This window comes from Arenibacter troitsensis (genome assembly GCF_900177645.1).
Lineage (GTDB): Bacteria > Bacteroidota > Bacteroidia > Flavobacteriales > Flavobacteriaceae > Arenibacter > Arenibacter troitsensis.
Genome location: NZ_FXAO01000001.1, coordinates 457,545 through 472,344 on the forward strand (window position 1 = coordinate 457,545; position 14,800 = coordinate 472,344).

General features: G+C 38.9%; 11 protein-coding genes. 8 read left to right on the forward strand and 3 right to left on the reverse strand.

The genetic code is table 11. From position 1 onward, the window contains the following. The first annotated feature begins 83 nt into the window (after nucleotides 1-83). Nucleotides 84-2,459, forward strand: coding sequence for a beta-N-acetylhexosaminidase (locus B9Y87_RS01800; RefSeq protein WP_085495614.1), 2,376 nt, complete (start codon nucleotides 84-86; stop codon nucleotides 2,457-2,459). A gap of 493 nt (nucleotides 2,460-2,952) precedes the next feature. Here B9Y87_RS01800 and B9Y87_RS01805 read toward each other — a convergent pair whose 3' ends face one another. The 3 genes from B9Y87_RS01805 to B9Y87_RS01815 form a co-directional block, all read right to left on the reverse strand. Continuing rightward, nucleotides 2,953-4,143 (reverse strand): hypothetical protein, encoded by a 1,191-nt coding sequence (locus tag B9Y87_RS01805; RefSeq protein ID WP_085495616.1) that lies wholly within the window; start codon nucleotides 4,141-4,143, stop codon nucleotides 2,953-2,955. A gap of 100 nt (nucleotides 4,144-4,243) precedes the next feature. Further along, complete coding sequence (locus tag B9Y87_RS01810; RefSeq protein WP_085495618.1) at nucleotides 4,244-5,560, reverse strand: Gfo/Idh/MocA family protein; 1,317 nt, start codon at nucleotides 5,558-5,560, stop codon at nucleotides 4,244-4,246. 69 nt (nucleotides 5,561-5,629) lie between these two features. After that, nucleotides 5,630-6,871 carry an Nramp family divalent metal transporter gene (locus B9Y87_RS01815; protein ID WP_085495620.1) on the reverse strand — a complete coding sequence of 414 codons (1,242 nt, stop codon included), beginning with the start codon at nucleotides 6,869-6,871 and terminating at the stop codon, nucleotides 5,630-5,632. 284 nt (nucleotides 6,872-7,155) lie between these two features. On the opposite strand from B9Y87_RS01815, the gene B9Y87_RS01820 reads away from it, so the two are divergent. From B9Y87_RS01820 to B9Y87_RS01850, 7 genes are all read left to right on the forward strand, one after another. Continuing rightward, a complete protein-coding gene (locus tag B9Y87_RS01820; protein ID WP_085495622.1) occupies nucleotides 7,156-8,316 on the forward strand; it encodes an SIS domain-containing protein in 1,161 nt (386 codons plus the stop codon). Between the two features lie 107 nt (nucleotides 8,317-8,423). Further along, a complete protein-coding gene (locus B9Y87_RS01825) occupies nucleotides 8,424-9,371 on the forward strand; it encodes a carbohydrate kinase family protein (protein ID WP_085495624.1) in 948 nt (315 codons plus the stop codon). Nucleotides 9,372-9,376: 5 nt separating this feature from the next. Further along, nucleotides 9,377-10,201 (forward strand): class II fructose-bisphosphate aldolase, encoded by an 825-nt coding sequence (locus B9Y87_RS01830; protein ID WP_085495626.1) that lies wholly within the window; start codon nucleotides 9,377-9,379, stop codon nucleotides 10,199-10,201. Nucleotides 10,202-10,270: 69 nt separating this feature from the next. After that, nucleotides 10,271-11,389 carry a M20 family metallopeptidase gene (locus B9Y87_RS01835; RefSeq protein WP_085495628.1) on the forward strand — a complete coding sequence of 373 codons (1,119 nt, stop codon included), beginning with the start codon at nucleotides 10,271-10,273 and terminating at the stop codon, nucleotides 11,387-11,389. 5 nt (nucleotides 11,390-11,394) lie between these two features. Further along, nucleotides 11,395-12,429 (forward strand): NAD-dependent epimerase/dehydratase family protein, encoded by a 1,035-nt coding sequence (locus B9Y87_RS01840; protein WP_085495629.1) that lies wholly within the window; start codon nucleotides 11,395-11,397, stop codon nucleotides 12,427-12,429. Between the two features lie 19 nt (nucleotides 12,430-12,448). Next, nucleotides 12,449-13,504 (forward strand): dihydrodipicolinate synthase family protein, encoded by a 1,056-nt coding sequence (locus B9Y87_RS01845; protein ID WP_085495631.1) that lies wholly within the window; start codon nucleotides 12,449-12,451, stop codon nucleotides 13,502-13,504. 92 nt (nucleotides 13,505-13,596) lie between these two features. Next, nucleotides 13,597-14,508 (forward strand): DMT family transporter, encoded by a 912-nt coding sequence (locus B9Y87_RS01850; RefSeq protein ID WP_085495633.1) that lies wholly within the window; start codon nucleotides 13,597-13,599, stop codon nucleotides 14,506-14,508. The last annotated feature ends 292 nt before the right edge of the window (nucleotides 14,509-14,800 follow it).

Consider the following 14,800-nt stretch of genomic DNA (forward strand, 5'->3'; position numbering starts at 1 on the left):
ATACGAATTAAATTTTCAACACCTTTTTTGTATCGGTTCGCTTTAATGTAGTTTATATCATAATTCTTTTAAAAATAGTTTTGATGAAGTTAAAATATGCTAGAAAAACCCTGACCTTTTTGGCTTTAATATTTCTTTTTACAGGATTCACTTCTTACAAGAAAGTAGAGAAGGTGAAGGAGACGGTGAAGGAGGAAGACAAATACAAAATCATTCCTAAACCATTAATCTTAAAGGAAGAAAATGGCTATTTTGAATTAGATAACCGTACGATGATATACATTGAAAATCGGTCCATGGAATTCATGAATTTAGAAAATAGATTCGTGGATGAGCTTAAAATGGAAACAGGTATATCGTTGCTCACTTCAGATACGAAGCCGCTGGGTAATTCCATTTTCATTAAGCAAGTTAATGATTTGGAAGCTGAAGAATATGAATTGAATGTAACCAACAACAAAATTCTCATAAAAGCAAGTACTGCTGCAGGGGGCTACTATGCTTTACAGAGCTTAAAACAACTATTACCTCTTGAAAATTATAGCACAAAAATCCCAATTCATAAAATTCCTGCCGTTTATATCAAAGACAAGCCGGTATTTGAATGGCGAGGCTACATGCTTGATGTTTCTCGACATTTTTATGGAAAAGAAAAGGTAAAAGAAGTACTTGACTTTATGGCTTCATTAAAATTAAATCGTTTTCACATGCATTTAGCAGACGATCAAGGTTGGCGCCTAGAAATTAAGAAGTACCCTAAGCTTACTTCTGTAGGGGCATGGCGGGTAAATTATACCAATCATGACGAAACCGTGAACAATTGGTGGGGATTACCTGTACAAATGGATGGCGAGAAGGCAACCTATGGCGGTTTCTATACCCAGGAAGATATGAAGGAAATCATTGCTTACGCTAAAGCACGTCATATTGAAGTAATACCAGAAATAGATGTTCCGGGACATTCCCAAGAAATTTTGGCATCATATCCCCATGTTTCCTGTGATGATGGAAATTACAAAGTAGCAACAGGTGGTGTTTATAAAGACAATGCCTTATGTGCTTCTAAAGAAGAAACTTATACGTTTTTAGAAGAGGTACTTGGTGAGGTTATGGATTTGTTTCCGTTTAATTATATACATATTGGAGGGGACGAATGTAATAAGGAGGGTTGGAAAAACCACCAACAATGTCAGGATCTAATTAAGGTAAAGGGATTGAAAGATGAGGATGGACTCCAAAGTTACTTTATAAAAAGAGTTGAAAAAATAGTCAATGCGAAGGGTAAGGACCTTATTGGTTGGGATGAAATCCTTGAAGGAGGTTTAGCTCCCAATGCCACTGTCATGTCATGGAGAGGGGAACAAGGGGGTATCGCAGCGGCCAAGGCAAAACATAGGGTTATTATGACACCAAATTTTGCCAACTATTTGGATTTAAAACAGGGTCAACCAGATTTTGAACCCAATTTAGGTTATTCTGAAGCACTCTTGTCTACTTGTTATAATTATTCGGTAATCCCAGATGGACTCACTCAGGAAGAATCTCAATATATTTTAGGGACCCAGGGCAATTTATGGACAGAATCTATTTCAGATTGGGGCAAACTTACTTATATGACTTTTCCACGTTTGTTTGCCGTTGCTGAAAATGGTTGGACACCTGAAAAAATGCAAGATTTTGATGATTTTATTAATAGGCTTGCTCCACGGTTGGAGTATTTAAAAGCCAACAACATACGATATGCCAATAGTGTTTACAATCCTTGGATACATCAAAAAGGAATAGGTAATACCATAGAAGTATCGTTAAGTTCTGAATTATCAAATCCGGATATACGTTATACAATAGATGGGACTAGTCCAACAGTTTCTAGTGAAAAATATGTTACTCCCTTTACTATTTCAGAGACCACTACTATAAAATCGGCTATTTTTAAAAATGGAAAAAGGTTAGGAAATATTATAGAAAAGACATACCCTATCCATAAAGCTGCTGGGGCCAAAGTTATTTATCATAACAGCTACGATAAGAAGTACAAAGCTGCAGGGGAAACGGCCCTCACAGATCTCAACTATGGACAATTGTTGGCCCAAGAAGATGAAAACTGGCAAGGCTTCAATGAGGATGTTGATATAGAACTGGTTTTGGATGGTCCTACTGATATTAAGTGTGTTAGTGTTATCTCCCTTAAAAAAACAATAGGTGCCATTTATCCTCCAAGACAAATAGAAATTTATGGCTCTTCCGACGGTATTGATTACCAAAAAATAGGAGATTCGGGCTTTATCAAAACAAGTCTCATACAAGGTCGGAATAGAATCAAAACAGATATATCGTGTAAAGCGAGAAATATTAAAAACTTAAGAATAAAGGCTTATCTCATAAATCCTATTCCAGATGGTCATCATAAGGAAGGACAAAAAAGTTATTTGCTTATTGATGAGGTTATAGTATTTTGATTAAATGTATACAATAGAAAAGTTAGCTACTAATAGATTTCATTGGACAAAGATGAAAAATGTAATAGGCCTGCTTTTTCGTTCTTGTCACGACGCTCATCTTTAAGGTAAAAAAGTATAGAAGAGGAATTCCTGTATTTTTAGATGTCGCTTTGGGGACTTTTTATTTAGTACGATTTGAATTCAAATGATGTGTAATAAAATAAAAAAAACCTGTAATCATACTATTACGGGTTTTTCTGGTGTGCAATGATATCATTTCAGTGGAGCCGGAGACGTCCAAGTGTTAATAAAATTTCCGGTGGACAATTTTAGTGCGGGAGCGAGTAGGTGCGCTGGCTTCGGTAAAATGGGCCGAACTCAAAAAGGCCACCTATAGGGTAGCCTTTTTTAAGTGCAGGGGGATGATTCAAACCTATAGCTGGATTATCCCGTATATAAGGATTTTAGAGAGTTCGTATTTTATGCTCACCGAATAGGTGACTTTTTAAGTCTAATGGTAAACTACCTTCAAGGGATTGTTTATCCTTTTTAATAAGCCGTCTATTGCATCTTCTAGATCCGACCTGTCTTTTATTATAAAATATAAATTTTTCTCATAGTATCTACTTCCCTTAGGTATGAGGGTATTTTTTTCATGTATCAATCTTCTGTTCCAATATCTTCCGCCATCAGCATTAACTGCAGTTATTTTAGTATGTGGAAGGTACAATGGAGAAGGTGCTCCGTTTAGGTTTGTATTATTGTATTCTAGTCTAATGCATCCATAACCCAATTGTAATTCAGGGTTGAAAAATGTGAGCCAAGGAACATCTTGCTTGATAGGATTATTTTTTAATTCCTTAAAAGTTGATGACTTAAAAAGGGGTAGTGTCAAAACTCCCTGTTTTGGGTCTGGGTAAATAATTTGAGTGAATATACTATCAAGGGTCATCTCGTCATTTCTCAACAAGTAAAGTTCAATTTCTTTTTCTATGAGTACCTCGGAGCTATATACAAAGTATGGTGTTCCTGCATAAAATTCATAGGAGGTCTTTAATGTAATCTCTGGATAGCCGGATACTTTTCCTTCCTTGACCAAAGTCGTAAGATAGCGACCAGTTTCAACACTTGCATAGCTAAGATTGGTAATATGGCTAGAAGTACGGTATTCCCGTCCGGTGCTCTGAAAATTGGGGGACCAGTGCATATTTATGCCGCTTCTTTTTAAATAGGTATTGGATTCATTTTTAATACTCAACGCACGTAATTGTCCAGCCGTTAGAGAGGAATCTGTATTAATGGGGTTCTTGGTAAGGTCTGCAATAAAGTGATTATTTTCAATTTTCACATCAAAGTTGGTACCCTTGTTAAGAAGTGTGTCCATTGGCTCGGAGTCCAATGCAATAATGTTGTAATTTTTGATTTGATGGGCCTCAATGGAAACCGGAAAAAGCCCAGTAACTTTATATTTTTCTTTGTTCGGGACAACTTCAAGGATTTGTCCAGCCCTATTGCCATCATTTCCAGAGATAGAAAAATTACTGTCATTGTTGGGCTTGATTGGCATTTCCCATGCCACTTCGATGTATTCCATTTCCCGAGAAATTCCGTTCGTTTCAATAACTGAAAAAGAAGTATATACATTTGTCTTGCTACATGAAAAAGTGGCAAGGAGTAAAAGGATAAAAATTAAGAGTTTCATTGTTTTAATTAGTGCTGTATAAAGTAAAACTAGATACTATTAGCTAATAATTGCCTCGAGCTAATGGGGCTTGAGACTATAAATTTTAGATTCGATAAGTTTAAATTACCTCGGTTCTACCCGGTATGGGGATGGAGTAATTTCCATCTTCTCCTGGCATATCGGGCATTTTGGCATCCCATGTAAATTCTTTAGGTAGAATACTTCTTTTGGAAGCCAAGACTTGATCTATAGTATACCTTTGACCTGAGTGAATGGACATTCTTCCCATGATTGTAGTTAATGTGGATTTTGTACCATATTCTAACTGATTTATTGGTTTATTTTCTAAAATTGAGTTTATGAAATTAGATTGACATTTTTGGGACGACCCTAATGCTTCTTCTTTGTCGCGAAACCTCCATAATAATTTACCAGTAGCGTCGAATATTTGGGATTTATCGTCGGCATAGCCTTTTGTTCCCCGAATATGAAATCCGCTCTTATTCCAATTGTTATCAATATTTCTACATTGAACGTGTAATTTTACTTTGTTTGGGTATTCGTATTCTGCGTAATGATGGTCATAGGTATTTCCTTGATTAGGCCCGGAAAATGCCTGTCGGCCACCTAATCCGTTGACAGATGTAGGATAATCATCCATTATCCAATTCATAAGGTCTATTTGATGAATAGCCTGTCCTGCCAGTTGTCCGCCCCATAACCAAGTAAAATACCTCCAATTCCTCAATTGATAATTCATTTCGGACTGTTCAGGTTGTCTTGGGAATATTACAGGAGCACCTACATTATAATACACGTCCATGGAGGTAATGTCGCCAATTTCACCATTGTCTATTCTTTGCTTCATTTCTTGATAACCACTTTCATAACGCAATTGTAGGCCAACACCAATACTCAAATTTTTTTGTTTAGCAACCTTGTTGGTCTCCCTAATTTTTAAGTATCCCGGGATGTCTACAAACAAGGGTTTTTCTACAAAAGCATGTTTTCCTGCTTCAACGGCTGCTTCCAAATGAATTGGTCGGAACGGAGGAGGGGTGGCCAGGATAACAACGTCACATAGTTCCAAAACCTGCTTATAGGCGTCAAATCCAACAAATCTTTGGGTATTTGGAATATCGACCTGATCAGGGAAGTTATTTTTTAAGTTTTGATAGGCACTGATGAGTCTGTCTTCAAAAACGTCGCCCAATGCTACTAACTTCACGGTGGAGGTAGTGCTCATGGCTTCATAAGCGGCCCCTGTTCCTCGTCCTCCGCAACCTACAAGTCCAACTTTTAAAGCGGTTTTTTCATTTGATTCAATATTTCCGAAGGCATTTATGGGTACTCCGCCGAATAGGGATCCGCTTGCAAGGATAACCCCAGTTTTTACAAAATCCCTTCTGCTTTTGGCTGTTCTATGTTTTTTCATCGTTGAAGGTTTTACAGTGATAGTTAATTTGTTAAATGGGCGTTTGTTTTTTTTATTTATAATCTAATTTTATTTAAAGAATAAAAAATAGATGCTGTAAAAAGACATTAATATTAAAATTGTAATACCAATAATACCTAGGGCGGTGGTAAACGAATTATTTTTTAGTTCTTCGGATATTCTTTTGCCATTAGAAAAAATCACGATAATAACGGCGATCATTGGGACTATCATGATGGTAATACCTTGTGCAAAAATGATCAGTTCCAAAGGCAATTGTCCAAATACGTGGGCTATAATGGCTCCAATTAAGATTACCACAATAATCATGGAACGCACCTTCCACTCCCGAAGATTACTAATGCCAAACAAAGTATCTGCCAAGATTACTCCACCTATGGTTGCATTGCCGATCATGGAGGAAAAGGATGCTGCAAAAAAACCTATCATGAAAGCATAGGAAGTAAATGGCCCAAAAAGAGGCTCCAAGGCCATGCCAAGGTCGGAAGCACTTAGCACGTCAATATTATTGTTTTTAAGAACCGATGAGGCACAAATCATAACCAATGTTGAAAGTAGGCCTAGGATAATGATTCCCGTTCTACTTTCCCTTAAACTATCTTGTTTATCTGCAATATCCACACCTTTTTCCTGGGTAAGATAAGATTGATAAAATGCTCCTACAATGGAAAAACTAGAAGCAGTTAGGGTTATGATAAAATACTCCGATCCCTTAGGTATGGATGGGATAATACCTAAAAGTATTTCCTGGATATTTGGGGCCACCATGATTATGGTCAGTAAAAAGGAAGTTAACATAAGAATTACCAAACCGATCATCAATTTTTCCAGAATCTTGTAAAATGATTTAAAGTAGAGGAGAAAAATAGCTAAAAAGGTGAAAATGATTATCCAGACCAACATAGGGGTGGAGAATAACTCAGAAAAGGCCAAGCTGGCCCCAACGGTATTACCCGCTTGAAAGGAAGCTGTGGTCAAGAAGATACCAACGCCAACCAACAAGGCAGTTCGATGCCCAAATTCGTTCTTTATACGCGAAATAAATGAATCCCTACTATACAAACCTATTTTAGTGGACATGTTGGTAAAGGCGGTCATTAGTACCATGGATAAGAGGATAACCCATAGAAGTGAGTAACTATAATTGGCACCGAGTTTGGTATTAATGGTTAGACTCCCAGGTCCAAATACCAAGGCTGCCGTAATAATGCCCGGGCCTAGCTTCTTTAGAAAGGATTTGGGAGTGTTTTTAATAGGTCTTTTTAGGTTGTACTTTTTTATCAAACTCATTATGTGTAAATTTTTGTGAGGTCAACGGTCGGAGCGCAATTTATGTAAAGCCTTTGGTTGATTTAATTTCCTTGGCTTATGGTTTTTTTGGATTTATGCAAACCAACTCCATTCTTTTTTATGAAATAGAAAGGTACGCAAATAGTTGATTTTTGTTTAACAAATATATTTAAATATTATTTAAATAATAAGGAATAATAAATAAAAACGTAAAAAATACTTTCGTTTACTTAAAAATATAGTTACATTTGATTTCTTTTAAGATTAATTTTGATATTGAAAGTATGATTGAAAATAAAAATAGAACAGATTCAAGTTATACGGCCACCGAAATAATGGGGCAACCTTATTTGTGGAATCGGACCTATGAAGATGTTGTAGCGGCAAAACAGGAATTGTCTGTTTTCTTGAATAGAGTATTGGTTTATGATAATCTTAGGGTGATCTTAACAGGTGCCGGTACTTCGGCTTTTATTGGAGACGTGCTCCATAAAAAATTTCAAAAAAATTTTGGAAGGCCTACAGAGGTGATCGCATCAACCGATTTTATTTCGCATCCCTCAGATTATATTATGGATTCGGAGCAACCAATATTGATGGTGTCCTTTGCGCGTTCCGGAGATAGTCCCGAAAGTGTTGCGACCGTGGATCTGGCAAATGAGTATTGTTCAACTATCTTTCATTTGATAATCACTTGTAATGCTACCGGTAAGCTTGCAAATTTGGCCAATCTAGATAATTCTTTTGTATTATTGATGCCGGCAGGAGCCAATGACAAAGGCTTGGCAATGACGGCATCCTTTACCACTATGTTGTTAGCTGGGATTTTGGTCTCTGATATTGATGGATTGGAACGGAATAGGAATCATGTTGACCAATTGGTGAGGTATGGGAAAACTATTCTAAGTAAATATTCGGAAAAGATCAAGGCTGTAGCCGCTCTGGAGTTTGACCGGGTTGTTTTCTTGGGATCAGGTACTTTAAAAGGGATTGCAAGGGAGTCCCATTTAAAAGTACAGGAATTGTCCGATGGCCAGGTGGTTTGCAAATACGATTCCTTTTTGGGGTTAAGGCATGGGCCCAAGGCGGTAATCAATGAATCTACTTTAGTAGTGTATCTTTTTTCCAACGATGATTTTGTCAACAATTATGAGTTCGATCTGGTTAGGTCTATAAATAGGCAAAAAGAAAAGTTGTATGAAATTGGAATCGGGGAGGTGATAAAAAATAAAGAATCCTTTTCCTTGGACTTGTCTATCGAAGTAGCGGAATCCAATAACATCCCGGAAGAGTTTTTTGCTGTATGCTCTGTGCTGCCCAGTCAACTCTTAGGATTGTACAAATCATTGGATTTAGGTCTTTCCCCGGATTCACCATCGATAAATAATTCCATTAATCGAGTAGTGCAAGGGGTGAAAATTTATAAGAATAAAAGTAAGTTGTAAAGACTAAATCCAATTCAGATTTTTTGTTGTCATTATACAATCACATATTTTGTAATAATTTAGAAAGGGTACAGGAAAATATTATATAACATTAGAAAATGTAGTTTATGACTAGGGAATTTGATGTCATAGTTGTGGGGGAGCTTAATGTAGATTTGATTTTTAATCAGGTTAATGGGTTTCCAGAAGTTGGTAAGGAAATTTTGTCGGATCACATGACTTTGACCTTGGGGAGCTCTTCGGCCATTTGTGCCAGTAATTTAAGTTCCTTGGGTTTAAAGGTGGCATTTATTGGCAAGATCGGCAATGATATTTTTGGGCAATTTGTAATTGATAAATTAAATAGATCTGGTGTTGATACGTCTATGTTGATGATCGACGAGAACCTTAAAACTGGTGCTACGGTAGCGCTAAGTTATGGTGAGGATAGGGCTATGATAACTCATCAAGGAGCTATGTCCCATTTGGGATTGGATGATATTGACGAAGGTCAGTTATTAAGGGGCAAGCACCTTCATTTTTCTTCTTATTTTTTTCAGCCGGGGTTTAAAAACAATGTTCACAGGTTGTTTGAAATGGCAAAAAATGTGGGAATTACCACTTCTTTGGATGTACAATGGGATCCGGCCGAAACCTGGGAGCTTAATTTGAATCAAGTACTTCCTTTTGTAGATGTTTTTATTCCTAATGAAGTGGAGTTGAAAAAATTGACCGGGCTTCCGAATGTAAATCGGGCCATTGAAAGCATTAAAAATATAAGCAGGTTTGTAGTGGTCAAATGTGGAAGTAGTGGGTCTGTTATGTATTATGATAATAAAGAGGTAAGGCTCAATCCTTTTGTGAACAAGGAGGTGGTAGATACTATTGGTGCGGGGGATAGTTTTAATGCAGGTTTTATTTCAAAGTTTATAAAGGGGGCTACCCCTGAGGAGTGCCAAGAATTTGGCAACTTAATCGGTGCCATTTCCACTACCCAGGCAGGCGGGACCGGGGCATTTAAAAATCTGGAAGGGATAATGGAAATTGCACGTAATAGGTTTAATTATCAGGAATAAAGAGAATGAAATTACAGGACAAGTTTATAGAGTTAAGAAGTAGACAACAAGGAATACTGGCCACCAATTTTTACAATTACGAAACACTAAAAGGTGTTCTATTGGCAGCAAAGGCTATGGAGCAACCATTAGTTTTACAGTTGACTAGGAGTTCTATTGACTATATGGGACTCCCTGTGGCATTTCAAATGGCCAAATCCATGTTGAATTATCACGGAGTTGAGGGCTGGGTGCATTTAGATCATGGGGATTCCTATGAACTGGTGGCCCAATGTCTGGATGCTGGATTCGATTCAGTGATGATAGATGCCAGTGAAAAGTCTTTTAGTGAAAATGTAGCCATTACCAGTAAGGTAGTGAAATTGGCCGAAAGTTACGGTGCCAATGTAGAGGCCGAACTGGGTTATATTGCCAAATTGGGTCAGAATAAGGAAAAAGGAGGGTTTACCCAGCCGTTGGAGGCCAAGGAATTTGTGGATGCCACGGGTGTAAATGCCCTGGCCATTGCTATTGGTACTGCCCATGGTTTTTACGATAAAGAGCCGGAGTTACAACTTGAAAGGCTTTCTGAGATTGCAGCAATAACCAATGCAACATTAGTACTGCACGGTGGTTCCGGTGTTCCTAGGGATAGTTTAAGGGAAGCTGTGGATAGGGGGATATGTAAAATAAACCTTGCAACTGAAATCAAGAATATTTTTATGCAGACCTTGAAGGTAAAGTTGTTGACCAATGAGGAAATTGATTTGCGAAAGGTTTTTCCGGTAGCAACAGATCAAATTGTGGAATTGGTGAAGGAAAAATTGGATATTGTAAAGAATATAAAATAATGTGCTAGTAATTCGGCCCTAATTTAGTAGGTTAAGTGGATCTAGTTTTGCGGCATAACAAATAAGTAAATGAATGTTATCTCTTTAACGCGGGACCTAATCAAATTCAATACAATTAACCCTCCGGGCAATGAGGAAGAAGTTGCCAGGCATGTGGGCTCCATACTTTTGGCTCATGGTTTTGATGTGGACTATCCTGAACATTCGGAAGGGCGATTAAACCTAGTAGCGACCAAAGGCCTTTCGGAGGAAAAGGCGCCCATAGTACTTACAGGACATTTGGATGTTGTTCCTTTGGGCGCAAAGGAATGGAGTACAGATCCGTTTGAAGGTAGCGTATTTGAAGGTAAATTATTCGGGCGCGGTTCTTCAGATATGAAGGGCGGTATAGCGGCCATGATGATTGCGGCAATAGAATGTTTTAATGATGTTGCGCCCAAGGGAGGGGTGAAACTTATTTTTACGGCAGACGAGGAGTTGGGGTGTAACGGCGCAAGGCAATTATGTGCCAGTGGTTATGATATTGGAAATGCAAGCGCTATGTTGGTTGGTGAGCCTACTTCCAATGCACCTTTAATAGGGCATAAAGGAGGCTTGTATTTAAAGGCAAGTACTTCAGGGGTTACTGCGCATTCCTCCATGCCAGAATTGGGGGATAATGCAATCTATAAAGCTGCAAAGGCGATAAACAGTATTGAAAAATTAAAATTTGATGTTGCGAAAGATCAATTATTGGGGTTTCCCACCATCAATGTGGGTACTATTAGTGGCGGATTAAATTTAAATTCGGTTCCCGATAAAGCCGAATTCACAATTGATGTTAGGTCGACCCCGAAATTGGAAAATGCTACGGCACTTTCTATTTTGGGCAAAACATTGGGGCCAGAGGTGGAACTGACAAAAATGGTAGACCTTGACGCTATTGCGACTGCGGAGGATCATTCCTTTGTAAAATTGGTCGCCCAGGTTTGTAATGTAGATCTTAGTTCCGCGAAAATACAAAAGGCTGCTACCTATTTAACCGATGCCTCTGTACTTGCTCCTTGGCTAAATAACGTGCCAACCATAATTTTGGGTCCAGGAGAGGCTACAATGGCGCATCAGACAGATGAATTCTGCTTTGTTCATAAATTGGAAGAAGCTGTAAGAATATATAAGAGAATTATTCAGGAAAACGGTAAAATGTAAATGTAATGGGGCATCAAAAATATTTTAAGGACGAAAATGAACTTGAAGAGGCATTGTCCAGGCCTACCTCGGAATTGGTGGAAATGTTCAAAACACTGAAGGGTGATGTTATTTTATTGGGTGTCGCCGGCAAAATGGGTGTATCGATGGCCCGTATGGCCAAAAGGGCCAGTATAATGGCCGGAATGGAAAAGCGAATTATCGGAGTGTCCAGATTTAGTGATAAGGAACAACAGTCTTATCTGGAGGAAAGTGGCATTGAGACTATTAAGGGAGATCTTTTGGATTTGGAATTCATTAATAGTCTTCCGGAAGTAGAAAACGTTTTTTATTTGGCAGGAATGAAATTTGGCACCGCGGGTAATGAATCCATTACCTGGGCAATGAATTCCTTTTTGCCAGGTTTAGTGGCCCATAAGTTTAAAAAATCAAGAATTGTGGCATTTTCTACTGGTTGTGTTTACCCCTTGGTAGATATCACTTCGGGTGGATCTAAGGAAACAGATATGCCGGAGCCGGTAGGGGAGTATGCACAATCCTGTTTGGGAAGGGAGCGCTTGTTCGAATATGGAAGTATAAAGTATGGAACTCCAGTAGTGCTTATAAGATTGAATTACGCCGTGGAAATGAGGTATGGGGTATTGGTGGATATTGCTACCAAGGTATACCATCAGGAAACATTGGATCTAACTATGGGCTATGCAAACGTTATCTGGCAAGGAGATGCCAATGAGATGATTCTAAGAAGTTTGCAGTATTGTACTTCCCCTGCGGCGCATTTGAATATTAGTGGATCCGAATTGATTTCCGTAGCCGATGTGGCTAAGAAGTTTGGTAAAATAATGGGTAAGAAGGTCAAGTTTAAAGGTGTTGAGGCAAATTCAGCCCTATCGGTCGACGTTTCAAGGAGCATCGGGATGTTAGGAAAACCTTCTGTATGTTTGGAGCAGTTAATTGAATGGACTGCCCATTGGATCGGTTCAAACAAACGTTTGTTGGGCAAGTCAACCCATTTTGAGGTTAGAGATGGCAAGTATTAATGAATAAAGATCAGGAACATTGAGTGCATTTTTGACATACGAATTAAAGGAATTATTGCAGGGAGGGCTGGCCATACCTGCCAATCCCACAGCTTTAACCAGAGATCTGAAATTGGATGAACGAAGACAGCGCGCTTTGTCCAGGTATTACTTGGATGCAGGGTCAGGGGGTCTGGCCATTGGAGTGCACACAAGTCAATTTGAGATTAGGGAAGTTGGGCTGTACCAACCTGTATTGGAATTGGGAAAGGAAGAGATGGATTCTTTTTTAAATAAAAGTGGGAAGTCAGTTTTTAGGATCGCAGGAGTATTGGGCAATACAGCTCAAGCTGTAAACGAGGCCGGGATAGCATCCGATTTAGGATACCATGCAGGGTTGCTGGGTCTGGCAGCTTTAAAAGGTAAATCGAACAAGGAGTTGGTAGCACATTGCAGGGCAGTCGCAGAAGTTATACCTGTAATCGGATTTTACTTGCAGACTTCGGTTGGGGGAGCTGTGTTGGATACTGAATTTTGGCGCGAATTTTCTAAGATTGAAAATGTGGTGGCAATAAAAATGGCACCTTTCAACAGGTATAATACCCTAGATGTGGTTCGGGGGGTTGTGGAGTCCGGAAGGGCTAAGGACATAGCCCTGTATACTGGAAATGATGACAACATTGTGGCGGATTTATTAACGGAATACAAAATACCGATAGAAGGGAAGGTAATTGCGAAAAAAATTGTGGGCGGCTTATTGGGACATTGGGCCGTATGGAATAAAAAAGCTGTCGATCTTTTTGAAAGAATAAAAAATGCATCTCCATCAGAAGCATTGGACCTTTTGTCCGTGGGCGCTGGTATAACAGATGCTAATGCGGCCTTCTTTGATTCTAGGAACGGTTTTAAAGGCTCCATAGCCGGAATTCATGAGGTGTTGATAAGGCAGGGATTGTTAGAGGGTAATTACACTATCAATCCAAAGGAGAGGTTAAGTCCGGGTCAGAAAGAAGAAATTGACAGAGTTTATGCCTTATATCCCGAATTGAACGATGATGTGTTTGTTAGGGAGAACATCGATAATTGGTTGCGGTGATAGGAAGCTTTTAATGGTAGACGTGCCTTTGGACTTTAAAAGGAAGAAATTAGAGGATTAGTATTAAGATGTATAATATTTTTGAATAGGATATGAAAGAAAGCAAGAAGAAGCCTTGGTTGTTGTATGCAATAGTTGCTACTGTGTTTTGGGGAGTATGGGGTGCATTTACCAGTGTCCCTTCGCGCAATGGGTTTCCGGATACATTGATCTATTGCGTATGGGCCCTTACAATGATTATACCTGCTGTTTTTGTGCTATGGCGCATCAATTGGAAATTGCAAAGGGATAAAAAAGCTATAGTATATGGTTTAATTATTGGTCTTTTGGGGGCAGGGGGGCAGATGATTCTTTTTTATGCGGTAACGGTGGGGCCAACCTATTTGATCTTCCCGATAATATCCCTTTCCCCTCTGATAACGATTGTACTCTCCCTACTGTTTTTAAGGGAGCGCACCGGTTTGTTGGGGATTATTGGCATTTCCTTGGCATTACTTTCTTTGCCGTTATTTGAATATAGCGGGGACCTGAACACCGAAGAGTTGGACGAAAATGGAACCTTGTGGTTCTTGCTTGCCATTTTGGTTTTGGTGGCTTGGGGCGTACAAGCGTATTTTATGAAGTTGGCAAATAGCTCCATGAGTGCGGAGAGTATATTTTTCTACATGATGGTTACAGGAATTATGCTGATCCCGATAGCTTTTTATATGACCGATTTTTCCCAAGAAATCAACTGGGGCTGGGACGGCCCCTATTTGGCTGGGGCCATCCAAATTTTAAATGCCATAGGGGCCCTTTGCCTTGTATTCGCCTTTAGGTACGGTAAGGCGATAGTAGTGTCGCCAATGACCAATGCCGGAGCGCCTTTGATGACCTCGATTATTTCATTATTGGTCTTGGGCGTCATGCCGGGGCATTATAAAATTGCAGGAATAGTATTGGCGGTTATTGCTGCATTCCTTTTGGCAATACAGCCCGAAGGCAAGAAACCTGATGAAGATTAGTCCGTATTAATTGAAATCCACCTTAAATTTTTAGTTGGCCTGCCGCATTTGGCTATTGCCGATTTGCTAGTACCATGGAGCTTGTTTAAAGTTAACAGGTATAAAAAAAGCTTTCAGCTTTGAATAGTAAATGCTGATATCCATGGGCGAATATTTAAATAAATTTTGGGTTATATCCTTGTTCATTTCTCCGAGTAGTTTTGTCATTAAAAGGGTGGGTCTCTTATGCCGATATGGTAGCAAGTATTCCCTGTTTGTGAATTACAATAAGGTTTCGAAAGTGATTATAGGA